The sequence below is a fragment of the Acidiphilium sp. genome (assembly GCF_049977125.1).
In the GTDB taxonomy this organism is placed as follows: Bacteria; Pseudomonadota; Alphaproteobacteria; order Acetobacterales; family Acetobacteraceae; genus Acidiphilium.
On record NZ_JBMFGY010000024.1, the window covers coordinates 5,952 to 28,714 of the forward strand.

The 22,763-nt window shown below is 62.5% G+C and carries 23 protein-coding genes; 15 read left to right on the top strand and 8 right to left on the bottom strand.

Annotated elements, in window-relative coordinates; all coding sequences use genetic code 11:
* Nucleotides 1-94: 94 nt before the first annotated feature.
* The gene (locus ACP5E6_RS06045) at nucleotides 95-460 is read right to left on the bottom strand and encodes a rhodanese-like domain-containing protein (protein ID WP_427952836.1); all 366 of its coding nucleotides are present in this window, start codon (nucleotides 458-460) and stop codon (nucleotides 95-97) included.
* Nucleotides 457-846, bottom strand: coding sequence for an ArsR/SmtB family transcription factor (locus ACP5E6_RS06050; RefSeq protein ID WP_427952838.1), 390 nt, complete (start codon nucleotides 844-846; stop codon nucleotides 457-459). Before ACP5E6_RS06050 ends, ACP5E6_RS06045 begins: the two co-directional genes overlap by 4 nt.
* 123 nt (nucleotides 847-969) lie before the next feature.
* On the opposite strand from ACP5E6_RS06050, the gene ACP5E6_RS06055 reads away from it, so the two are divergent.
* From ACP5E6_RS06055 to ACP5E6_RS06065, 3 genes are read left to right on the top strand one after another with little or no spacing between them, the layout of a single operon-like run.
* Complete coding sequence (locus ACP5E6_RS06055) at nucleotides 970-2,268, top strand: NAD(P)/FAD-dependent oxidoreductase (RefSeq protein ID WP_427952840.1); 1,299 nt, start codon at nucleotides 970-972, stop codon at nucleotides 2,266-2,268.
* Between the two features lie 12 nt (nucleotides 2,269-2,280).
* Nucleotides 2,281-2,730 carry a thioredoxin TrxC gene (trxC, locus tag ACP5E6_RS06060; RefSeq protein WP_427952842.1) on the top strand — a complete coding sequence of 150 codons (450 nt, stop codon included), beginning with the start codon at nucleotides 2,281-2,283 and terminating at the stop codon, nucleotides 2,728-2,730.
* A gap of 28 nt (nucleotides 2,731-2,758) precedes the next feature.
* Nucleotides 2,759-2,962 carry a YgaP-like transmembrane domain gene (locus tag ACP5E6_RS06065; RefSeq protein WP_427952844.1) on the top strand — a complete coding sequence of 68 codons (204 nt, stop codon included), beginning with the start codon at nucleotides 2,759-2,761 and terminating at the stop codon, nucleotides 2,960-2,962.
* Nucleotides 2,963-3,107: 145 nt separating this feature from the next.
* On the opposite strand, the gene ACP5E6_RS06070 is transcribed toward ACP5E6_RS06065, so the two are convergent.
* Nucleotides 3,108-3,857 carry a YebC/PmpR family DNA-binding transcriptional regulator gene (locus tag ACP5E6_RS06070; protein WP_427952846.1) on the bottom strand — a complete coding sequence of 250 codons (750 nt, stop codon included), beginning with the start codon at nucleotides 3,855-3,857 and terminating at the stop codon, nucleotides 3,108-3,110.
* A 257-nt stretch (nucleotides 3,858-4,114) separates the two neighbouring features.
* On the opposite strand from ACP5E6_RS06070, the gene ACP5E6_RS06075 reads away from it, so the two are divergent.
* Entirely contained in the window at nucleotides 4,115-6,019 is a 1,905-nt protein-coding gene (locus ACP5E6_RS06075) for a methyl-accepting chemotaxis protein (protein WP_427952848.1), read from the top strand.
* Nucleotides 6,020-6,163: 144 nt separating this feature from the next.
* Here the strand turns inward: ACP5E6_RS06075 and cobT are convergent, their stop codons facing one another.
* The 3 genes from cobT to ACP5E6_RS06090 all read right to left on the bottom strand — a co-directional run bounded on the left by cobT (nucleotide 6,164) and on the right by ACP5E6_RS06090 (nucleotide 9,763).
* On the bottom strand, nucleotides 6,164-8,032 hold the full coding sequence (gene cobT / locus ACP5E6_RS06080) for a cobaltochelatase subunit CobT (protein WP_427952850.1): 1,869 nt from the start codon (nucleotides 8,030-8,032) through the stop codon (nucleotides 6,164-6,166).
* A 4-nt stretch (nucleotides 8,033-8,036) separates the two neighbouring features.
* Nucleotides 8,037-9,053, bottom strand: a complete 1,017-nt coding sequence (gene cobS, locus ACP5E6_RS06085; protein ID WP_427952852.1) for a cobaltochelatase subunit CobS — start codon at nucleotides 9,051-9,053, stop codon at nucleotides 8,037-8,039.
* 119 nt (nucleotides 9,054-9,172) lie between these two features.
* Complete coding sequence (locus ACP5E6_RS06090; RefSeq protein ID WP_427952854.1) at nucleotides 9,173-9,763, bottom strand: J domain-containing protein; 591 nt, start codon at nucleotides 9,761-9,763, stop codon at nucleotides 9,173-9,175.
* 48 nt (nucleotides 9,764-9,811) lie between these two features.
* On the opposite strand from ACP5E6_RS06090, the gene ACP5E6_RS06095 reads away from it, so the two are divergent.
* Together ACP5E6_RS06095 and ACP5E6_RS06100 are read left to right on the top strand one after the other, a co-directional pair.
* Nucleotides 9,812-10,138, top strand: coding sequence for a BolA family protein (locus ACP5E6_RS06095; RefSeq protein ID WP_427952900.1), 327 nt, complete (start codon nucleotides 9,812-9,814; stop codon nucleotides 10,136-10,138).
* Nucleotides 10,139-10,200: 62 nt separating this feature from the next.
* Nucleotides 10,201-11,349, top strand: coding sequence for an MFS transporter (locus ACP5E6_RS06100; RefSeq protein WP_427952902.1), 1,149 nt, complete (start codon nucleotides 10,201-10,203; stop codon nucleotides 11,347-11,349).
* Here the strand turns inward: ACP5E6_RS06100 and ACP5E6_RS06105 are convergent.
* Nucleotides 11,321-12,115, bottom strand: coding sequence for an enoyl-CoA hydratase-related protein (locus ACP5E6_RS06105; RefSeq protein WP_427952856.1), 795 nt, complete (start codon nucleotides 12,113-12,115; stop codon nucleotides 11,321-11,323). The genes ACP5E6_RS06100 and ACP5E6_RS06105 overlap by 29 nt on opposite strands.
* A gap of 127 nt (nucleotides 12,116-12,242) precedes the next feature.
* Here ACP5E6_RS06105 and ACP5E6_RS06110 point away from each other — a divergent pair, with 127 nt between their 5' ends.
* The 4 genes from ACP5E6_RS06110 (at nucleotide 12,243) to ACP5E6_RS06125 (ending at nucleotide 17,168) form a co-directional block, all read left to right on the top strand.
* Nucleotides 12,243-13,181: an isoaspartyl peptidase/L-asparaginase family protein gene (locus ACP5E6_RS06110; RefSeq protein WP_427952858.1), complete on the top strand. Its 939-nt coding sequence runs from the start codon at nucleotides 12,243-12,245 to the stop codon at nucleotides 13,179-13,181.
* Between the two features lie 88 nt (nucleotides 13,182-13,269).
* Nucleotides 13,270-15,102: a M3 family oligoendopeptidase gene (locus ACP5E6_RS06115; protein WP_427952860.1), complete on the top strand. Its 1,833-nt coding sequence runs from the start codon at nucleotides 13,270-13,272 to the stop codon at nucleotides 15,100-15,102.
* 6 nt (nucleotides 15,103-15,108) lie between these two features.
* Nucleotides 15,109-16,467 (top strand): ABC1 kinase family protein, encoded by a 1,359-nt coding sequence (locus ACP5E6_RS06120; RefSeq protein WP_427952862.1) that lies wholly within the window; start codon nucleotides 15,109-15,111, stop codon nucleotides 16,465-16,467.
* A 2-nt stretch (nucleotides 16,468-16,469) separates the two neighbouring features.
* A complete protein-coding gene (locus ACP5E6_RS06125; RefSeq protein WP_427952864.1) occupies nucleotides 16,470-17,168 on the top strand; it encodes a class I SAM-dependent methyltransferase in 699 nt (232 codons plus the stop codon).
* 33 nt (nucleotides 17,169-17,201) lie between these two features.
* Here ACP5E6_RS06125 and ACP5E6_RS06130 read toward each other — a convergent pair whose 3' ends face one another.
* Complete coding sequence (locus tag ACP5E6_RS06130; protein WP_427952866.1) at nucleotides 17,202-17,792, bottom strand: DUF6969 family protein; 591 nt, start codon at nucleotides 17,790-17,792, stop codon at nucleotides 17,202-17,204.
* 295 nt (nucleotides 17,793-18,087) lie between these two features.
* On the opposite strand from ACP5E6_RS06130, the gene ACP5E6_RS06135 reads away from it, so the two are divergent.
* The 5 genes from ACP5E6_RS06135 (at nucleotide 18,088) to ACP5E6_RS06155 (ending at nucleotide 22,761) form a co-directional block, all read left to right on the top strand.
* Complete coding sequence (locus ACP5E6_RS06135) at nucleotides 18,088-19,362, top strand: ABC transporter substrate-binding protein (protein WP_427952868.1); 1,275 nt, start codon at nucleotides 18,088-18,090, stop codon at nucleotides 19,360-19,362.
* A 75-nt stretch (nucleotides 19,363-19,437) separates the two neighbouring features.
* Nucleotides 19,438-20,310 carry a branched-chain amino acid ABC transporter permease gene (locus ACP5E6_RS06140; RefSeq protein ID WP_427952870.1) on the top strand — a complete coding sequence of 291 codons (873 nt, stop codon included), beginning with the start codon at nucleotides 19,438-19,440 and terminating at the stop codon, nucleotides 20,308-20,310.
* A gap of 8 nt (nucleotides 20,311-20,318) precedes the next feature.
* Nucleotides 20,319-21,305, top strand: a complete 987-nt coding sequence (locus ACP5E6_RS06145) for a branched-chain amino acid ABC transporter permease (protein ID WP_427952872.1) — start codon at nucleotides 20,319-20,321, stop codon at nucleotides 21,303-21,305.
* On the top strand, nucleotides 21,302-22,051 hold the full coding sequence (locus ACP5E6_RS06150; RefSeq protein ID WP_427952874.1) for an ABC transporter ATP-binding protein: 750 nt from the start codon (nucleotides 21,302-21,304) through the stop codon (nucleotides 22,049-22,051). Before ACP5E6_RS06145 ends, ACP5E6_RS06150 begins: the two co-directional genes overlap by 4 nt.
* Nucleotides 22,048-22,761 carry an ABC transporter ATP-binding protein gene (locus ACP5E6_RS06155; RefSeq protein ID WP_427952876.1) on the top strand — a complete coding sequence of 238 codons (714 nt, stop codon included), beginning with the start codon at nucleotides 22,048-22,050 and terminating at the stop codon, nucleotides 22,759-22,761. Before ACP5E6_RS06150 ends, ACP5E6_RS06155 begins: the two co-directional genes overlap by 4 nt.
* The last annotated feature ends 2 nt before the right edge of the window (nucleotides 22,762-22,763 follow it).

Below are 22,763 nucleotides of genomic sequence, written 5' to 3' on the forward strand. Positions count from 1 at the left end.
GAAGAGCTGGCCTGAGAAGAGGCAGTCTGAGATTAGGCGATCCGGGAAGGACCGGTTCTTGGCGAACCGGCAGTTTCCGCATCGGAATGGCCGCCTATTTGCGATCGACCACCTTGCCCGTCGCCGGATCGAGCGTGACCGTGCGCAGGCCCGCGCGCATCCAGGCGGCGATGCCACCGGACAGATGCCCGGCCACCGCGACATCGGCATTGGCGCAGTGCGCCGCGGCGATCGCCGAACGCTTGCCGGAGCCGCATTGCAGCACCACCGGCTGGGTGGGGTCCTGCGGCAGAGCGAGCGGTTCGAAATTCGACAGCGGGGCGAGCAGCGCGCCGTGAATCCGGGCGGCGGCAAATTCATCGGGTTCGCGCACATCGATCAGGATGACTTTATGCTCGGTGAGCATTTCATGCAGTTCGTCGGGCGTGATCTCGCGCAAGTGATGGCCGTGGGTGGTCATGACGGGTTCCTTTCGGGGTTGTTTTGCGGCAATGGACATGTTGTCTCGTTAACGTTATTATTGCCTATGTCGTTGTTATCGGACGTCGTTGCGCAGTAGATGGAAAACAAGGTCTCGACAATCCGCTGTGCTGCCGGATCGTCGATACGGTAGTGCATCGTCTGGCGGTCACGGCGAGCGGCCACCAGATTATCACGGCGCAGCCGCGCGAGGTGCTGCGACATGGTCGAGGCGCGCAGGCCGAGCGTTGCAACGAGGTCGCCGACGCAGCGCTCGCCCTGGGACAATTGGCACAGGATGAGCAGCCGGTGCGGATTGGCCAGGGCTTTCATCAGGTGGCCGGCCGCCGCCGACCTTGACATCATCGCATCAGCGAACACTTTCATAGTTGCGTATGTACGAAACTAAGAATATAGCGTCAAGTGTTACAGCGGCCCGGGCACGCCCCGCCGGGTTGAACGTCCAAGCAAAGCGGCACCGGGCGACCGCATAAACGAATGGATGATATCATGGCGGAAATCGTTGTCTTGGGAGCCGGGCTGGGTGGCACCCTGATGGCTTATGAAATGTCCGATCAGTTGCGGCCGGAAGACCGGATCACGCTGATCGGCAGCAGTTCGGCCTACCAATTCTACCCCTCGAACCCCTGGGTTGCGGTCGGCTGGCGACAGCGCAAGGAAATCGAGGTCGATCTGACCGCGATCATGCGCAAAAAGAACATCTCGTTCCTGACCACTTCGGCCAGCCGCGTCGATCCGAAGACCAAAACGGTCACGATGACGGATGGCACCGCGGTTCCCTATGATTATCTGGTGATCGCGACCGGTCCTGAGCTCGCGTTCGATGAAATCCCTGGCCTTGGGCCGGATGCGCATACGATGTCGATCTGCGAAACCGGCCATGCCGAAGCGGCCTTCGCGGCGTTCGAGGCGTTCTGCCAGAATCCGGGCCCGATCGTGCTTGGCGCGGCGCAGGGCGTTTCCTGCTTCGGTCCGGCCTACGAATTTGCCTTCATTGTCGATACCGAACTGCGTCGGCGCAAAATTCGCGATCGGGTGCCGATGACGTTCGTCACTCCCGAACCCTATATCGGGCATCTCGGTCTCGACGGCGTTGGCGATACCAAAACCTTGATGGAGAGCGAGCTGCGCAACCGTCATATCAAATGGATCACCAATGCGCGGATCAAATCGGTCGAATCGGACCAGATGCATGTCGAGGAGATCAATGACGACGGCTCGGTGAAGATGGCGCATGCGCTGCCGTTCAGCTACAGCATGATGATGCCGCCGTTCCGCGGCGTACCGGCGGTGTTCGGCATCGAGGGTCTGACCAACCCGCGTGGGTTTATTTTGGCCGATGCGTTTCAGCGCAATCCCACCTACCCGGATGTGTTCTCGATCGGCGTTTGCGTCGCCATCCCGCCCACGGGTAAAACGCCCGTCCCGGTCGGCGTGCCAAAAACCGGTTTCATGATCGAGTCGATGGTGACGGCAACAGCGCATAACATCGGCGCCCTGCTGCGCGGCAAAGAGCCTGACATCAAACCGACCTGGAACGCCATCTGCCTGGCTGATTTCGGCGATGGCGGCGTGGTGTTCGTCGCGCAGCCGCAACTGCCGCCGCGAAATGTCAACTGGGCGGCGGAAGGTAAATGGGTCCATCTCGCCAAAGTCGGGTTCGAGAAATATTTCTTGCGCAAGATCAAGGCGGGCACCAGCGAACCGTTCTATGAGCGCTACCTGCTGAAGCAATTGAAGATCCCCAAAATCCACCATCCCGTCCAACCCCACAAGAAGGCCGGCTGAGCCGGAAGCGCCATGACCGCAACCACCCTCACCTTGGTTTGCCCATCGTGCCAGTCGATCAATCGTGTGCCGGCGGCGCGACTCGCCGCCGGCCCGCGCTGCGGCTCATGCCATGCGCCGCTGTTCGATGGTCATCCCGCGGAGGTCGACGCCGCCGGTTTCAATCGTCATGTGCAACATGACCAGATTCCGGTGCTCGCCGATCTTTGGGCCCCGTGGTGTGGGCCGTGCCGGGCCATGGCGCCCACCTTCGTGCAGGCGGCGGTGCGGCTCGAGCCGCATTTCCGTCTGATCAAGCTGAACGCCGATAACGCCCCTGAAATTCTGGCGAAATTCGGCGTTCGCTCGATTCCGACGCTGTTGTTGTTCCGCAACGGCGCACCGATCGGTCAGACCGCCGGCGCCATGCCGCTCGAACAAATCCTGCAATGGGCGCAAAGCCATGCCGGCGCGCCCGCCTGATCGCTTCTCCAGCTGAAAGACGACACCCATGACGATCGATAACGCCGTAATGTCCTTTGCCGGAGCCGTTGTGCTGCTCGGGTTGCTTCTCGGCTGGTTGGTCACCCCCTATTTTTACCTGCTCACCGCCTTCGCCGGGCTTAATCTGGTGCAAGCGGGCATCACGGGCCTGTGCCCGGCCGCGATGATCTTCAAACGCCTCGGTTTGAAACCGGGCTGCGCCTTTCGCTGAGCGTTCGGACGAACGCGGCAACGGGCGGTGATCGGTGGTGCGGCCGATACCGCCGCGTTGACCGGTTCATCCGGTGGTTCGCCGGCGTAGCAACTGTTCTTGCCCGCGGACCCGGCGCGCGATCGGGGCGCAGGGCTGACCAGTGCTAGTTTTCGATCGCCTGCATCACGGCTTCGGGGATCTCGAAATTGGCATAGACGTTCTGGACGTCGTCACTGTCATCGATCGCATCGATCAGTTTCAACACCGCGCGGGCGCCATCTTCGTCGAGCGTCGTTGTTGTTGTGGGGCGCCAGTCCAGCTTGGCGGTCTCGGGTTCGCCAAACTGCTGCTCCAACGCATCGCGCACGGCGAAAAAAGCCTCGACCGCGCAAATGACCTCATGGCCGTCGGCGGTGCTCTGGACATCGTCGGCGCCGGCCTCGATCGCGGCTTCGAGCATGGCATCCGCCGTCGCGATGGACGCCGGATATTGGATCACGCCGACACGTTCGAACAGGAACGAGACCGAATTACTCTCGCCAAGGGTCCCCCCGTGTTTGGAAAAAGCGGTGCGCACGTCCGAGGCGGTGCGGTTGCGATTATCGGTCAGGGCCTCGACGATGATGGCGACGCCGGAGGGGCCGTAACCCTCGTAGCGCACTTCGACGTAATCTTCCGATCCACCGAGGCCGGCGGCTTTTTTGATCGCGCGCTCGATCGTATCGCGCGGCATGTTCGATTGCCGCGCCGCCGCGCAGGCCGCGCGCAACCGCGGATTGGCCGCTGGATCGGGCAATCCCTGCTTGGCCGAGACGGTAATCTCGCGGATCAGCTTCGCGAATTGCCGTGCCCGGCGAATGTCCTGCGCACCCTTGCGGTGCATGATGTTCTTGAATTGGGAATGTCCAGCCATGATCCGCCCGCGCCATCAAATCGAGGTTGCAAGAGCCAGCGGCATAGCAGTGCCATGCCGGTTTGTCAGCGTAGGGCGGCATCCTCTTTCCAGATGATCGGCGTGATCAACGTCAGCGTGAACCATGCGTTAAGTTTTACGCGGCAGAATAACGGGGGTTTGATCGTATCGGCATGAGCGGAGACAGCGTCTGTGAACCGGATTCAATACATCGGGTGGTGGCCTGACCCGCGGCATTACCCGCTGACGGAGGGGCGATGACCGGCATTCTGACGATCATCGCCGGAATCATCGCGATCGGTGGGTGTGGTTTCGTTGTAATGCGACTGTGGTTGCGCTGGCGATTGGCGCCGGTGTGCGATCATCTGGCCGCCGTGGTCGAACGGGCCGCCGAACATGAGCGCACCATGCTGGCGCAGAATGCCCTGGCCCAGAATATCGACATGCTGCGGAGCCTGGTCGAAGCGCATGGCGAGCCGCGGCTGGAGGGAGAGGTATTGTGGTTCGGCAACCGCCGGATCAACGGTGATTTCGAGATCGTTGATCAGGTGAAGGCAAAATTCGGTGGTGCCGCCACAATATTTGCACGCGATCAGCGGGTTGCCACCAACATATTTGGATCGTCCGGAACGCGGGCGGTTGGCACAACGCTCGCCGCAGGTCCGGTCTATGATCGCATGTTCGGCCAGGGGCTGAGTTATCGGGGTGCCACCGAAATTCTTGGTGAAGCATATCTCGCGGTCTATGAGCCGATATTGCAGGGTTCCGCTGTGATCGGTGTTCTGTTCGTCGGCGTCAAATCCGCATCGGTCGTCGGGTCCGGCGTGGCGACGGTGTCGCGAAAACCCTGTTTCAAGGCGATAGCGGCCAATATCGACCTCCTCGAAACGATCGCCGCCGGGCAAGTGACGGCGGCGGAGCAGGCGATCGTCAAGCGCCAGGAGGCCGATGACATCAGCCGGCGGTTGACGGCTGAACGCCATGCCGCCGCGCGCGGTCAGGCGATAGCGATCGACGCGGTGGCGCGGGGTCTCGAGCAACTCGACGCCGGTGACCTGACCTACCGGATCGAGGGTGACGTGCCGGAGCAATACGCAAAACTGGTCCATGATTTCAACGGCGCGATGGCCAGGCTCCAAGCGGCGATGGCCGCTATTGCGGCGAGTAGTGCGGGGGTGCGCGCGGGCGCCTCTGAAATCACCCAGGCCTCGGATGATCTTGCCCGCCGCACCGAGCAACAGGCTGCGACGCTGGAACAGACCGCCGCGGCGATGGATGAGATCACCGCGACGGTGCAAACCACGGCGCGGCGCAGCAGTGAAGCCCGGGATTTGGTGTCAGCCGCCGGGGCCGATGCCAAGCGTTCGGGTGAGGTCGTGTTCGAGACGGTGAATGCGATGAGCGCGATCGAGAGATCATCGCGCCAGATCGACAATATCGTTGGGTTGATTGATGAAATCGCGTTTCAGACCAATCTGCTGGCGTTGAACGCCGGAATTGAGGCCGCTCGCGCGGGTGACGCCGGACGTGGGTTTGCCGTGGTCGCGACCGAAGTGCGCGCTCTGGCGCAACGCTCGGCCGATGCCGCCAAGGAAATCCAGCAACTGATTTCGGCATCAGGTCAGCAGGTTGGCGTTGGTGTGCGGCTGGTGGGTGAAACGGGCAAATCGCTCGAGCGCATTGCCGGGCAGGTCGCGCAGATGAACCTGTTGATCACGGATATTGCGGCGTCCGCGCAGGAACAATCGACCGGGCTGCATCAGATCAACACCGCGGTCAACCAGATGGACCAGGTGACCCAGCAGAACGCCGCGATGGTCGAGCAGGCGACTGCGGCAAGCCATGGTCTTGCCGGGGAGGCCGCCGAACTCGCGCGACAGGTGGAACAATTCATCATTGCGGACACGGGCGCGAAGCCCGTAATCTCTTACGCGGGCGCGAAGCCCGTATCCGCGCGGAGTGAGGCGACCGCAACCGATCAGGACCGGACGGTGAAGAAGCGCATGAGCAAGGAGCGAGCGATCGAACGACGCAATCTGGCGACCCGTCCCTTTGCCACCCGCCCGGTCAAACAGAATGTGACGCGCCCGGCGATCAGCGCAAAATCCCCTGCAAAACTGCTCGCCGTCAGTTCAAACGATCAGGGCTGGGAAGAATTTTGACCGCCATCGCCAAGAACCGGGTTCGAGAGCGTTATGCTTTCAGCCTAACGCTCTATCTCTATGTTTTTTCGAGCGATTTCATGCGATTATGTTGCCGCTACCGCGTCAACCTAATCGCATATCGCTCGAGCGGCGCGATCCGGCTTACGCCACGAGGGGGGCGCGCAGAGCGGCCGCCCGCGCCCATGATTCCGCAACGTCTTCATCGAACAATTCGGCGAGTTTCTTCATCATGGTGCCGCCGAGGTCTTCGGCGTCCACCAGCGTAACCGCGCGTCGATAATAGCGCGTTACATCGTGGCCGATGCCGATTGCGGTGAGTTCGACAAGATCGCGGCTTTCGATCTCACGAATGACGTCGCGCAGGTGGCGTTCGAGATAATTGCCCTGGTTGACCGAGAGGGTACTGTCATCGACCGGCGCGCCATCCGAGATGACCATCAGGATGCGGCGATGTTCGGGCCGTGCGAGCAGGCGGCGGTAGGCCCAGGCGAGAGCTTCGCCGTCGATGTTTTCCTTGAGCAAACCTTCGCGCAGCATCAGGCCAAGGTTGCGCCGCGCCCGACGCCAGGGCTGGTCGGCGGATTTATAGATGATGTGGCGGAGATCGTTGAGCCGGCCCGGGTTGCGGGGCTTGCCTTCGGAGACCCATTTTTCGCGACTCTGGCCGCCTTTCCAGGAGCGGGTGGTGAAGCCAAGAATTTCAACCTTGACGGCACAACGCTCGAGCGTGCGCGCGAGAATGTCGCCACACATCGCGGCAACCGAGATCGGGCGGCCGCGCATCGAGCCGGAATTGTCGATCAGCAGGGTAACCACGGTGTCGCGGAATTCGGTGTCGCGCTCACGCTTGAAGGACAGGGGCAACAACGGATCGGCCACGACGCGGGCGAGGCGGCCGACATCGAGCAATCCGTCCTCAAGATCGAACTCCCAGGCGCGCTGTTGCTGAGCGAGGAGACGACGTTGCAGACGGTTCGCGAGCTTGGAAACCACCCCGTGCAGATGCTGGAGTTGCTGGTCGAGTTGTTGGCGCAGGCGGGCCAGCTCCTCGGCGTCGCAAAGCTGGTCGGCTTCGATCTCCTCGTCATAGCTGCGGGTGAAGGCGCGATAGGCGGTTTGCGCATCTTCCGCCGGCGGTTTGCGCCGCTGTTGCGGGCCGGCGGGCGCCTCATCGGCGGCGGCGGCGCTGTCGTCCTCGGTTTCCTCGTCGGCTTCGGCTTCGGCGGCATCGGCCTCCATCGCTTCGGGAGCTTCGGAGAGGAGCTGATCCTCATCCTGCCGGCTCTGGGTTTCACCTTCGCCAGCGTTATCCTGTTGAAGGGATTGTTCGCCCTGGTCGCCGTTGTCCTCGCTGCCATCATCCGATTCGGAGGTGGATTCGGCCTCGGCCAGATCCATCGCGGCGAGCAGCCGCCGGGCGGCGCGCGCGAAATCGTCCTGATCGGCGCGGTTGGCGGCAAGATCGTCGAGCGCGGCCTCGGCACCTTCGGGCAGGGTGCCGCGCCATAATTCCATGATCGGGCGGGCGATGTCGGGGATAGAATGGGGGTCCATGCGCTCACGGACCAGGAGCGCGAGAGCCTGGGCGGTGGGCAGTTGCTCGCGCCGCTTCATCCGGTCGAGCCCTTCGGCTTCCGAATCGTCCCGCAGTTTGCGCTGCAGATTGGCGGCGACGCCGTTCATATGGGCGGCACCGATGATCTCGACGCGGGCCTGTTCAAGCGCGTCATACGCTTCGCGGGCTTCACGTGACACCGGAGCACGGCTGGCATGCACGGCGTCGTCATGGTGGCGCAGGCGCAACGCCATGGCATCCGCGATGCCGCGCAGCCGCGCTACCTCGGCCGGTGGCAGCGCGCGGGTGGGTGATGGCAGGCGGGCGCGCTTGCCTGCGAGGCCGGCGGCACCGGGCTGGTAGGCGACCTGGACCTCATCGCTACCGGCGATCGCGCGGACGGCGCCGGCCGTCGCACGTTTGAAATCCTCGCTACGGGATTGCTCGCCGGCCATTGGATTATGCGCTGCGGCGCGGCATCACGCCGGTTTCGACCTCGCCGTTGAGGCATCGCTGGTAGTATTCCGCGACCGTGCTGCGTTCTGCCTCGTCGCATTTGTTCAGGAAAGTGAGGCGGAAGGCGAAGGCGAGATCACCGAAGATACGGGCGTTCTCGGCCCAGGTGATCACGGTGCGCGGGGACATCACGGTTGAGATATCGCCGTTGATGAAGCCGGCGCGCGTGAGATCGGCCAGGGCGACCATGCTTTCGATCTTTTTTTTCTCGACCGTGTTGCCAGGCTCGATGCCCAGTTTCGCCATCACGATCGAGACCTCCTGCGCGTGGGGCAGATAGTTCAGCGTGGCGACGATGTTCCAGCGATCCATCTGGCCCTGATTGATCTGCTGGGTGCCATGATAAAGACCCGTGGTATCGCCCAACCCGACCGTGTTGGCGGTGGCAAACAAGCGGAACGCGGGATGCGGGCGGATGACACGATTCTGGTCGAGCAGCGTGAGTTTGCCTTCGACCTCCAAAACACGCTGGATCACGAACATCACATCCGGCCGTCCGGCGTCGTATTCGTCAAACACCAGGGCGCAGGGGTGCTGCAAGGCCCAGGGCAGCAGACCCTCGCGGAATTCGGTGATCTGCTTGCCTTCCTTCAGCACGATCGCATCCTTGCCGATCAGGTCGATGCGGCTGATGTGGCTGTCCAGATTGACGCGAATGCAAGGCCAGTTCAATCGCGCGGCGACCTGCTCGATATGGGTCGATTTGCCGGTGCCGTGATAGCCCTGGATCATGACCCGTCGGTTGAGGGCAAAACCGGCCAGAATGGCCAAGGTGGTTTCGCGGTCAAACTTATAGGTGTCGTCGATTTCAGGCACGTGCTCAGTGCGTTCGGAAAATGCCGGTAGCTCGAAGCCGCACTCGATGCCGAATACCTCGCGCGCCGAGACCCGGCGGTCGGGCAGGTTGATCGCCGAGGTTGGCGTGCCACGGGTTTCCTGAAGAGCGGCAATCGTACTCATCGTATCGACATCCTTGATTTCTGAATAGTTAAACTACTCGCCACGGCGCAGTCTGCAAGCCCGGTGCGCGGTTCGAGTGCATTGGGCGATTGTTGAAGTGAGGTGAGCGGCACCCGCTCTCACGCACTGGCTTCCGCCTGCATGGACGCCAGATGGCTGCGCAGCGCAGCATAAGCGATATTGATGGTCTTGAGGCGTTCCTCCGCCCCCTTGTCGCCGCCGTTCGCATCCGGGTGGTGGCGTTTGGCGAGTTCCTTGTAGCGGTTGCGCGCGGCTTCGCGCGATGTCGGCCACTCGAGTCCGAGGATTGCGAGCGCCTCGCGGATTTCCGACGGGGTGCGTTCGGGTTCCGGTTTGGCGCGGGCGCGACCGAGGCCGGCGAAGGCCGCGAGCTCGGCTTCCAGCGCCTCGCCGATGCTGCCGTTGCGACCGAGCGGCCAGGTTGGCCGTTGCCAGCCGGTGTCGGAGCGGAGGTTGGACTCGATTTCGCCGGGACTCATGCCTTTGTAATAATCCCACCGCGCATTGTAGGCGCGGACGTGTTCAAGGCAGAACCAGTAATATTCCCGCAGATTATCGCGCGATTTCGGTGCCCGGTAGTCGCCAGCAAGATCGCAATCGGGGTTATCGCATGCGCGGCCCGGCGCGTCAGGATCGGGCGCGAAGGCGCGGACGCGGCGGGTCGATCGGGAGAAGGGTGGCGCAGACATCCTGCATAATTTGCCCTTTGTGGGCGACTTGGCAACCATGTATTGCTGGTGCACAATCCACCTATGACAACACGAACTGCATCTATGACAACACGAACTGATCGTATCCGAACCACGCTGACCGAGGTGTTCGCGCCCGCCGTCTGTGAAATCAAGGACGACAGCGCGCGACACTCAAAACATGCAACCCGGATGGATCAGGTCGGCCATGCGCCGAATGTCGGTGAAACGCATTATCGGCTGTCCTTGGTTTCACCGCGATTTGCCGGGATGAACCGGGTGGCGCGCTCTCGCGCCGTGCATGAGGCGCTGGATGCCGAGTTCAAATCGGGACTGCATGCGCTGGCGCTGGATTTAAAAGCGCCCGGCGAGTGAACCACGGCGAGGGCTGAATTCCCGTCCCGCGCACGCTTCTGTGGGACCGGCGGTTTGCACCGCTGTTCTGGTGTCAGGCGTTTGCGGCGTTCAATGATAATTTTTTGAAAACCGCGCTGGCCGTGCTGATTTTGTATCGGCTGCACGGGCAGTCGGCGTTGGTGGCGCTGGCGGGGGCGGCGTTCGTTGGGCCATCGCTGGTCGTTTCGGGCATTGCCGGGCAGATGGCGGACCGGTTCGACAAGGCGGCCGTCGCGACCACGGTGAAGGCGGTCGAAATCGGGGCGGCGGCACTGGCGGTGGTTGGATTTCTGCTGCAATCGATCCCGCTGTTGTTCGCGGCGTTGCTGGCGTTCGGCGTGCTGGCGTCATTGTTCGGGCCGGTCAAATACGGCTTGCTGCCCGATTTATTGCGGACTGAGCAACTGCCGCTCGCCAATGCGTTGGTCGATTTCGCCACTTTCGCGGCCATCCTGATAGGCACGGCGGTGGGCGGGTTGTTGGGCGCGCGCGATCCGGTGGTGCTGTGCATGATCGTGATGGGATTCGCACTGCTGGCGTTCGGCGCCGCGCGGTTGATCCCCCGGCCGGGTGCCGCGCGACCGGATTTGCAGCTGCGGGCCAACCCCGTCACCGCGGCGCGCGGCCTGATCATGGTGCTGCGCCACTCGCGTGATTTATGGCACGCCGCCATGGTCAACACCTGGTTCTGGTTCGCCGGCATCATCTGCCTCACGCTGCTGCCGGTGATGACCAGAAACGATCTGCATCGCGGTCCGCCGGCGGTTACGCTGGGGCTGACCGTATTCTCGATCGGAATCGGCGCCGGCAGTTTCCTCGCCGCACGCTTGATGCATGGCGAGATTTCATTGCGACCCGCGCGGCTTGGCACGTTGATGGTGGGTGTCGGCGCGATCATGATCGCGGTTCTCGCGCGCCGGAATGATTTCCTGCCGGTTCTGGGTCTGTTGTTCGTGGTGTCAGTCAGTGGCGGGTTGATCGCTGTGCCGAGTTTCGCCGCGGTCCAGGCGTGGTCCGAGCCGAGTGCGCGCGCGCGGGCGGTGGCGGGGACCAATATTATTTCGGCGGCGGCGATGTTGATGGCGAGCCTCCTGCTCACGGCGCTTCTGCATCAGGGCATCGGTCCCCGCGTGATCTTTGCCGGCTTGGGGGTCATGGCGCTCAGCCTTGGAATTCTGGTGCGCCGCTAAAGCGGGGTGGCCGCCGTTCGCTGAAGGCGCGCACGCCTTCGGCGAAATCCGGGGTGCGGCCAAGTTTCCGTTGCAGGTCGCGCTCAAGGTCGAGTTGGAGATCGAGGCTGTTGACGGCGGCGGCGTTGAAGGCGTGCTTCATCGCCGCGATCGCCTGGGTCGGTTTGGCGGCGAGGGTGGCGGCCAGGGTGAGGGCGGCTTCGGCGAAGCCCGCGTCGGGCACGCACCGCCAGATCATCCCCATTGCGGCGGCTTCGGCGGCGGTGATGGTGTCGCCGAGCATGGCGAGGCCACGGGCGCGGGCGTCGCCCACCAGGTGCGGCAGGAGGAAGGTGCCGCCGGCATCCGGCATCAGACCGATGCGGATGAACGCCTGGGTGAAATTGGCCGATTCGCAGGCGATGACAATATCGGCGGCGAGGGCGAGATTGGCGCCGGCTCCCGCCGCGACGCCATTGACGGCGGCGACGATCGGTTTTGGCAGCGCGCGCATGCGACGGACCAGCGGGTTGTAATGTCGATCGATCGAGGCGCCGAGGTCGCGCTGGTCGCCGCCGAGGTTCTGCATCAGATCGGCGCCGGAGCAGAAGCCTCGACCCGCCCCGGTGAGCAGCACGGCGCGAATGGCAGGGTCGGTTTCGATCGCCGCGAAGGCCGAGGCCAGGGCCTCGTGCAGCGAGGGGTTGAGGGCGTTGAGCTTTTCCGGGCGGTTGAGGGTGAGAATGCGCACGGCACCCTCGGTGGTTTCAAGCAGATCTTGGGTCATGGCGCATCCCCCTGTTGATTTCAGAGGCCTATAGTGACCCAGCGTAACGCATGCGGCAATGTCATGGGATGATGCTGTTTCCGGGATAAGCCTGTAGAGTCGCCAGTTCCTGCAATGAGGGGTTTTCATGCGTATTTCGATCGCAATTCACGGCGGTGCGGGCACCATGCGGGTCGCGGATTTGACGGCGGCGATGACCGATGCGCGACACGAGGGGTTGCGGGCTGCGCTGCGCGCCGGCTGGTCGGTATTGCGCCGTGGTGGATCGTCGCTCGATGCCGTGACCGCTTCGGTGTGTGCGCTTGAGGACGATCGTTTGTTCAATGCCGGTCATGGCGCGGTGCTGACCGATGCCGGCACGATCGAGATGGATGCGGGAATCATGAACGGCGCGGATCGCCGCGCCGGCGCGGTGGCGGGGATCTGCGGGCCGCGTAATCCGGTTCTGGCGGCGCGCGCGGTGATGGAAACCACGTCCCATCTGTTGATGATCGGCGAGGGGGCGCACAGCGTGGCCCGTGATGCCGGGCTGATTTTCGCGCCGGCCGATTATTTCGAGACGCCGGATCGACGGGCGGCGCTGGATCGCGAATTGGCGCGTCGGGCCGCAAATGCGCCGGATACCAGGTCCGATGCCGATCGGCATGGCACTGTCGGCGCGGTGGCGCGGGACGCGCGTGGCGATCTGGCCGCCGCAACCTCGACCGGCGGGATGACCGGCAAGCGATCGGGACGGGTGGGTGACACGCCGATCATCGGGGCGGGCACCTACGCCGATGAATTATGTGCGGTGAGTTGCACCGGCACCGGCGAGGTGTTCATCCGCTACACCGCCGCGGCTGAGATCGCGGCCCGGCTTCGCTATAACGGCGAGGCGATCGCGGGTGCGGCGGCCGATGTTGTCGCACAACTCGCAACGCACGGCGGCGACGGCGGGTTGATCGCGCTGGGTGCTGTGGGGGAGCCGGTTCTGCCGTTCAATTCGTCAGGGATGTATCGCGGCTACGTCGACGCCGAGGGACGGTTGTGCACGGCGATCCATCGGGAGGCGTTCCGTTTCGGCTAGATCGCGCCCCGGATTCAGGCCGACCCGAGGGATCGTCATTTGACGTCCCGGCATTCACGCCTATCTGTTAAGCGGCAAGGAGAGATGTATGACAGGGTTGAGGTCGCTGGTCGCACCTGACGATCTGGCAGGCAGAATCGTGGGTGATGTCACTGCCACGCTACCGGAGTGGAATCTGAGGGATCTGTATCTCGGCACCGCCGATCCAGCGATCGAGGACCACTTCACGCGGCTCGCGGCAGAGGCGACGGCGTTCGGCGCCGCCTATCAGGGCCGTCTCGCGACCCTTGATGGCGCGGCACTGGCGGCGGCGATCGAACGATATGAGGCCATTGAGCAGGGTTTGGCGCGGCTGTATGCTTTTGCCCAACTCACCTTCAGCGGCGATGCGTCGCTGCCGGAGTCGGGGCGGTTTTACCAGTCGGTGATGGAACGCGCGAATGATATCGGGGCGTCGCTGCTGTTCTTTCCGCTCGAACTCAACCGGATCGAGGATGCGCAGCTCGACGTCAACATGAACGACCCGGCGTTGTCGCGCTATGCGCCGTGGCTGCGCGATCTGCGTCAAGGCCGGCCCCATCAATTGTCGGACGATCTGGAAAAACTCCTGCACGACAAGGATGTCACCGGCCCCACCGCCTGGTCGCGCCTGTTCGATGAAACCATCGCGGGTTTGCGCGTCGCGCTGGGCGGGGAGGAGATCACGCTGGGTGCGGCGCTCAACCGCCTGTCCGAACCGGATCGGGCGATACGTGAGGCGGCGGGCCGGGCGATCGGGGCGGAGTTGAAGCGCCATGCCAAGCTGTTCACCCTGATCACCAATACCCTTGCCAAGGATAAGGCGATCGACGATGCCTGGCGGCATTACCCGACGCCGGTTTCAGCGCGCAATCGTTCAAACCGGGTGGAAGACGAGGTGGTGGCCGCCCTCGTCCACGCCGTGAGCACGTCCTATCCCCGCCTCTCGCACCGTTATTACACGCTGAAATCCCGCTGGCTCGGCCTTGATCGTCTTGAACATTGGGATCGCAATGCGCCCATCCCCGGCGATGCCGACCCGGCGATCGCCTGGAGCGAGGCGCAGGCCCATGTTCTCGCCGCTTACGGCGATTTCAGTCCCGAACTCGCCGCCATCGGCCGGCGCTTCTTTGACAACCCCTGGATCGATGCCGTGCCGCGCCCCGGCAAATCCGGCGGAGCTTTCGCCCATCCCACCGTGCCGGATGCGCACCCCTATATCCTGTTGAATTACCATGGCCGCGCCCGCGACGTCATGACGCTGGCGCATGAACTCGGCCATGGCATCCATCAAACGCTTGCCGCCGATCAGGGTTATCTGTTGGCCCGCACACCGCTCACCCTCGCCGAAACCGCCAGCGTGTTCGGTGAAATGCTGACGTTCCGCGCCTTGCTCGATGCCGAAACCAACCCTGACCGCCGCCGATTGATGCTGGCGCGCAAGGTCGAGGACATGCTGAACACGGTGGTGCGCCAGATCGCTTTTTTCACCTTCGAACAACGCCTGCACGATCGCCGCCGTTCGGGCGAGTTGCTGCCCGAGGAGATCGGGCAGATCTGGCTCGACGTGCAACGCGAAAGCCTCGGCCCCGCCTTCAACTTTACCGAAGAGTACCGGATGTTCTGGGCCTATGTGCCGCATTTCATTCATTCGCCGTTCTATGTCTATGCCTATGCGTTCGGCGATTGCCTGGTCAACGCGCTCTACGGATTGTATCAGGATGAACGCGCGGCTGGGCGTGGCGGCGACTTCGTGCGGCGCTATACCGCCATGCTGCGCGCCGGCGGCACCAAGCGCCATGGCGAGTTGCTCGCACCGTTCGGCATCGATGCATCAAACCCCGCATTCTGGCACCGTGGGCTCGATGTCATCGCCGGATTTATCGATGAACTGGAAAACTGAGGTCAAATGGTCAACGAAGCGGATTCCGGCAGTACGCTGTTCGGCGAGTTCAAGCGATTTGCCCGCACCTCGGGGGCGGTATCGGGCATTGCCGCGCGGGTGGCCGGTAACCGGGTGTTCGGCATCAAGACCGATCGCGCCCGCCATGCCGAAGACCTGAAGACGATTCTCGGCGGTCTCAAGGGGCCGATGATGAAGGTCGCGCAGATCCTCACCACGATCCCTGATGCCCTGCCGGAGGAATATGCCAAGGAACTCGCACAGTTGCAGGCCAATGCGCCGGCAATGGGCTGGGTGTTCGTCCGTCGCCGCATGGCGGCCGAGCTGGGACCGGATTGGGAAGCGAAATTCAAATCCTTCGGTCACGAAGCCGCTGCCGCCGCCAGCCTGGGTCAGGTCCACCGCGCCACCCTGCCCGATGGCCGCGATGTCGCCTGCAAACTGCAATACCCCGACATGGCCAGCACGGTCGAAGCCGATCTGCGCCAACTCAAGCTCGCCATGGCGGTGTACAAGCGGATGGACAATGCGATCCATCAGGAGGACATCTACGTCGAACTCGCCACCCGCCTGCGCGAGGAACTCGATTACCAGCGCGAGGCGGCCCAGGCGCGGCTGTACGCCCTGATGCTCGATGGCCAGCCCGATGTCGTGATCCCGGTCCCGATCCCGGAATTCTCGACCAAACGCCTCCTGACCATGTCCTGGCTCACCGGCACCGGGATGCAGACCTGGCTCGATACCAATCCGTCGCTCGAAGCGCGCAATCGTATCGCGACGGCGCTGTTCCGGGCCTGGTATGTGCCGTTCTACCGTTTTGGCGTCATTCATGGCGACCCGCATCTCGGCAACTATCAGGTGAACCCCGATGGCGGCATCAATTTGCTCGATTTCGGCGCCATTCGCGTGTTCGACTCGAATTTCGTTGCCGGCGTGATCGAATTGTTCAACGCCATCCGCGACAATGACGATGATCACGCCTACCACGCCTACAAAATCTGGGGTTTCACCGACATCACCAAGGAGAAACTCGACGTCTTGAACGATTGGGCGCGCTTCCTGTATGAGCCGCTGATGCAGGACCGCGTGCGACCGATCCAGGAAACCAACGACGTCACCTATGGTCGCAGCGTTGCCGAACGTGTTCACGAAGGCCTCAAGCGCACCGGCGGCGTTCGCCCGCCGCGAGAGTTCGTGCTGATGGATCGTTCGGCGATTGGCCTTGGCAGTGTCTTCCTGCGCCTGAAAGCGGAGCTCAACTGGCAGAAGCTGTTCCACGAAACCGTGGCTGATTTCGACGCAACCGCCCTCGAGTCCCGTCAGACCGCGGCCCTCGCCGAGGCCGGCGTGCCGAAACCGCTGTAACCATGGCGATCCTGCAACGCGGTTTGCGCGGTGGCCTGATGGCGCGCGCCTACCGCAAGATCCTGCACTCGTGGTATCTGAACGACCTTGCGTTCGATGTCCGGTTGCACGCCAAGGGCGAAGCCGTCGCTTACATCATCGAGCACATGCAATCCGCGATGATGCTGCGCGATCGCTTCGCTCTCCTCCGCTTTGCGCTGTCCCGCGCGCCCGCCGAGGGTCTGATCCTCGAATTCGGCGTTGAAAAGGGCCTCTCGATCACCTGCCTTGCCAAGGCCACTCAACGCCTCGTTCATGGTTTCGACTCCTTTCAGGGTCTCCCCGAGGATTGGTCCGGCACCGCCGCCCCGCGCGGTACGTTCGATCGCCAGGGCGCGCCGCCAAAAGTTCCCCCCAACGTGCGCCTCCATATCGGCTGGTTCGATGCCACGATCGCCCGGTTTCTGAGCGATTCCAATGAGCCGATCGCTCTTTTGCACGTCGATTGCGACATCTATTCATCGACCAAAACAATCTTCGATCTGCTCGCGTCGCGCATCGTCGCCGGCACGGTCATCGTGTTCGACGAGTATTTCAACTATCCCGGCTGGCGCCACCATGAATACAAGGCGTTCCAGGAGTTCTGCGCCACGTCTGGCCACAGCTACCGCTACCTCGGCTATGCCGGCGAAAAAGGACATGTCGCGGTGGTGATCCTGTAAGGCTTGCCGACCCACACCATCACGGCGTTGTCTTCACGTGAGGCGGATGGCGCGCTGGCTTGGGATGCGTAACCGATGGTCCTCGAGCGCATGCGGGTGACGGTGCGCCGCCGCGGCCATGCGGATGTCACGGGCAACCAGCAAGGCCTCGATTTCGCCCGCATAGCGTATAACGATATGGTTCAGCCATCGCGCGACATCCTCCGGCGCGGCGTCGTGCAGGGCGGGGGAATCGAGGTAACGGATCATGGCGGAGGCCGGTTGCCAGACCTCATCGGTGACCCAGCGATTGGTGGTGAACAGGCGGAGCGGAAGCCCCTGTGCATCCACCGAGAGGGCGACAAGGTGCGAGAAACCGCCGGCGGTCTCGGCGGTCGGTTCCGGCGGGGCGGGGACGAAGATGTGGAAATGCCCGTGTTCGCGGCGAAGGCGCTGTGACTCCGGATGGGCGTGGTAATAGAACCGCCATCGGCTCGTTGGATCGATCGCGTCGGGCTGGGGATAATGTGCCCATTCGACAAAATGCGCCGTATCGCCGACCACGCGGGCCGGCGCGCTCTGACGCGCTTCGGCCCAGGCCAGGATCTGGGCGACAATCTCATCGCCCGCGCGCCGAGCATCCATCGATCGATCGGTCGTTTTGTTTTGTTCAAGGTCTGACGGGCACATCACGACATCGCTATCCTTACGTGGCTATGGTTCCATCTGAGATAGAAACTTCCCCTTCATCATTGATGCAAGTCAGGCGGCGGGCCATTTTTTTTTGCCGAGCCGTCCGGGATGGGTGGACTTTATCCGCCATGTTGTCACTATACGACAGTTGCAAAAGATGAGCGTTCGTGGCGCCAGGCGTTGCGTTAAGTTCGGGCAGAACGTTCGGACGTCTAACAAGTAATATTGGAGGGGAAGGTCTACTGCAATGAATGACACTCAATTTGGTTCGTTGGATCGTCTTGGTTCGTTGGATCGTCGCGGTTTGCTCAAGGCCGGCGCGGCCGCCGGCGTGGCCGGTTTGCTGGCGACGCCGAAACCCACCTGGGCAGCCAGCGAGACGCCGATCAAGATCGGTCTGGTCGATCCGATCACCAGCATTTTCGCACCGCTGGGGCATAGTGAAATCAAGGGCGCGAGATTCGCCGAGGCAGAGATCAACAAAAACGGCGGCATCATGAGCCGGCCGTTGCAGCTTCTGGTCGAGGACGGCGCGGGCAATCCCGGCACCAGCCTCGACAAGGCGGCGCGCCTCGTCTCGCGCGACAAGATCGATTTCCTGATGGGGACGGTCAATTCGGCCTCATCGCTGGCGCTTAGTCAGTTCGCGAACAAGCACAACATGCTGTTCATGGTGACGGGCGGTCACGTCGATGCGGTGACCGGCACCGATTGCAAGTGGAACACGTTCCGCACCTGCTCGACGACATGGATGCTGACATCGGGCGATTTCGAAACCCTGTTCAAGAAATTCGGCAAATCCTGGTATTTCATCACGACCGATTATGCCTTCGGTCACGCCGAGCAGGCCGATTATACCAAGCAGCTCAAGGCGGCCGGCGGCAAGGTGCTCGGCAGCGCGCTCGCGCCGGTCGGCACGACCGATTTCTCGTCCTATCTGATCGATGTGAAGGCCAAGAAGCCGAAAGTGCTCTGCCTGCTCCTCGCGGGGGACGATCAGGTCAATTGCATGAAGCAGATCGCTCAGTTCGGCATCAACAAAGAGATCGCGGTCGCCGGCGCCCTGTTCGAATTGGAGCAGGCGCAGGCATTGCCGCCCGCCGCCCGCTATGGCTGGTGGACGATGGAGTGGTACTGGAACCAGCCGAACACCCCGCATGTCGCGGAATTCGTCAAAGCCTATCGCGCCAAATACAATAACGAATATCCGTCAGCGCGGTCGTGGTTCGGTTATGCATCGACCTATGCCATCAAGCTCGCGGTCGAAAAAGCCAAATCGACCGACACGATGAAAGTGGTGCGGGCGATGGAGGGTCTGGTGCTACCGCCCGAAATCGCCCTGCAGCCGAATGCGCCGGCGTATCGCGCGGCCGATCATCAATTGCTGCTCAGCATGTTCCCCGGCCACGTCATTTCGAACGGAACCTACCCCAATCTGTTCGATGTGACCGCGATTATTCCGGGCGCCGAGCTCGCGTTGTCGCCGGCGGCGGCGGGATGCAAAATGACCTACCCGACCTGATTGACCGTTACCGTGCCTATCGATAAACGGCTCCGTCCCTGACGGGGCCGTTCTTGACATCGACCGGGGGGAAACATGGGTCTGATTTTACTGTTTAACGCCTTCAACGGATTGATCCAGGGCGCGTTCTACGCGCTGATGGCCTTGGGTCTTGCGTTGATCCTCGGGTTGAACAACACGATCAATTTCGCCCAGGGCGCCTTCATGGCGCTGGCGGCCTATTTCGCCTTCACCATCGTGCCCTATGTCGGTTTCTGGGGCGCGCTGATCATCGCGCCGTTGCTGGCTGGCGTGATCGGGCTGGTGGTGGAAACCGTTCTGGTGCGGCGCCTGTATAGCCGCAAGGACCCGATTTACACGCTTCTGCTCACCTTCGGCCTCGCGTTCATCATCCAGGACATGATCCGAACCATCTGGGGCGCACAAGGCGTGCCGCTCGCAATTCCTAATTTCCTCAATCATCCGCTCAGCAACACCTATTTCTTTCTCACCGGCTATCGCCTGTTCGTCGTCGCGGTGGCATTGATCGGGACCGGCGCCCTGTTCGCGGTGTTGCGCTTCACCCGCATCGGCATTCGCATCCGCGCCGGCAATTCCGATCTGGAAACGATCTCGGCGCTCGGCGTTAATATCTATCTGCTGCGCTCGGCGAATTTCGTGATCGGGATTGTTTTTGCCGGTGTCGCCGGCATTCTCGCGGCCGGTCAGCTTGGCCTCAACCCGAACATGGGTGACGCGCTGATTATGCCCGCCTTCGTTGCCATCGTGGTCGGTGGGGTTGGCTCTCTGGTCGGCTCACTGCTCGGCGGGTTGATCATCGGGCTCGCATCCGGCATCACCACGGCGTTCTTCCCGGCGGCGAGCGAGGTGGTGATCTATGTCATCATGGGGATCATGCTGGTGGTCCGGCCGCGCGGCCTGATGGGTCAGGAAGGATTGTTCGAATGAGTTCCGAAATGACCAGCCCACGCACTGCGGTTGCCAAGCCGGAGGATTCCGGCTTTGCCACGCGTCGCATCCTGGGCAATGGGTTGCTTGCCATCGCGCTGCTGACCGTGCCGTTCTGGCTGCCTCTGGTCGGCGGCTATACCGATCTGGCGTCGCGCGTGCTCATCTATGCGCTGGCGGCAATGGGGCTCAACCTTCTGCTCGGTTTCACCGGCGGCCTGTCGTTCGGTCATGCCGCCTATTTCGGCCTTGGCGCCTATGGTGTCGGGCTGATGTTGAAATACGAAACCCACAGCACCATCCTCGCCCTTCTGGCGGGCACCCTGCTCGGCGGCATCGCCGCCACGCTGCTCGGCCCGATCGCGGTGCGGCGACGCGGCATCTATTTCTCGATGATCACCATCGCGATCGGCCAGATGTTCTATTTCATCGCGGTACGCTGGAATTCACTCACCGGCGGCGAAGACGGTCTGACCGGGTTCTCACGCCAGCCGATCCATCTGCCCGGCTTCACCCTGCCGATGGGTTCGGTCGATTTCTATTATCTCATCCTGATTTGTTTCGGCATTTGCGCCGTATTGCTCTGGACCGTTCTGAATGCGCCGCTTGGCCACACGTTCGTTGCCATTCGCGAGAACCACCGCCGCCTCACCTTCCTTGGCGTTCGCACCCAGCGCTATATTGCGATCTCCTTTGCAATTTCAGGCTTCGTTGCGGCCCTCGCGGGGGGGCTCGATGCGTTGCTCGACAATTTCGCTTCGCCCAATCTGTTGAATTACGGGCTGTCGGGCGATTTCCTGATCATCGCCGTGCTTGGCGGCATGCGCAACTTCTGGGGGCCGCTGGTGGGTGCCGTGATTTTCGTGATGGTGCGTGACTATGTCAGTTCGATCACCAACAACTGGATGACGGTGATCGGCCTGGTGTTCATCGGCTCCGTACTGTTCTTTCCGATGGGTATCCTTGGGTTCTTCAACCGGAAGTCATCGTCATGAGCCTGCTCGTTCTGGAAAACGTTGGTCGCCGGTTCGGCGCCTTGCAGGCGCTGTCGGGGATTTCGCTCAGCGTCGAACCCGGCGAATTGCGCGCGGTGATCGGGCCGAACGGCGCCGGCAAGACCACGCTGTTCAACCTGATCAGCGGATTTTTTCCACCCACCGAAGGCAGCATTACTTTCGAGGGCCAGCCGATCACCGCGGTCAACCCGACCGCCCTGGTCAAACGCGGCATTATTCGGACGTTCCAGATTACCGAGATTTTCCTGTCGTTGACCGTGCGGGAGAATTTTCGCATCGCGGTCGAAACCGCGATGGGCTGCAATCTGCGACCGTGGATGTCGGCCGCGATGCGCGCCGCCATCATGCGCAAGGTCGATGAACTGGCCGACATCGTGCGGATCAGTGCCAAAATGGACCGCGTGGCTGGTGAATTGTCGCATGGCGATCAACGCGTCGTCGAGATCGGCATCGTGCTCGCCAATGCGCCGAAACTGCTGCTGCTCGATGAGCCGACCGCGGGAATGGGCGATGAAGAGACCCACCACATGACCGACCTGATCCGCCGGCTCAACAAGAACCAGGGCATTGCCATGCTGTTCGTCGAGCACGACATGGCGATCGTGTTCGGCATCGCGGACCGGATCACGGTCCTCGATAACGGCCGGATGCTCGCGGAAGGCAACGCAACCGAAATCGCCGCCAACCCGCGTGTGCAGTCGGCCTATCTGGGGCAGGCGGCATGAGCCTGGTTCTCGAAGCCGAAGGGTTGCAGACCTTTTACGGCAAAAGCCATATCCTGCACGGCGTTTCATTGACGGTGGGCGAGGGTGAGTTGATCGCGCTGCTCGGCCGCAACGGCGCGGGCAAATCCACCACCATGCGCAGTATCATGGGCCTCACCCCGCCGCGTGAGGGCACCGTGCGCCTGTTCGGCAAGGACACAACGGGCAAGCCCCCCTATCGGATCGCCTCGATGGGGGTTGGCTATGTGCCGGAAGGCCGCAAAATCTTCGGCCATCTCACTGTCCATGAAAACCTTCTGGTGCCCCCCGAAACCAAGGGACCCTGGACCATCGAGACGGTCTATAAATTATTCCCCCGCCTCGAGGAGCGCCGGACAAGCAAGGGTGGCCGGTTGTCGGGTGGCGAACAGGAAATGCTCGCGATTGGTCGCGCATTGCTGCTCAATCCGAAATTCCTGATCCTCGATGAACCGTCCCAGGGCCTCGCGCCGGTGATCGTGCAGGAGGTGATGCGCACGGTCGGGCGCATGAAGGGCGAGGGCATGTCAATCCTGCTGGTCGAGCAGAACGCTTTCCTTGCCCTGCAACTCGCGGACCGCGCCTATGTCCTGTCGGATGGCGAAGTCGTCTATGATGGTGACGCGCTCGCCCTGGCCCGCGACACCGAGCGCATGGAACGCCTCGCCGGGGTCAGCCACACCGTCAGCTGATA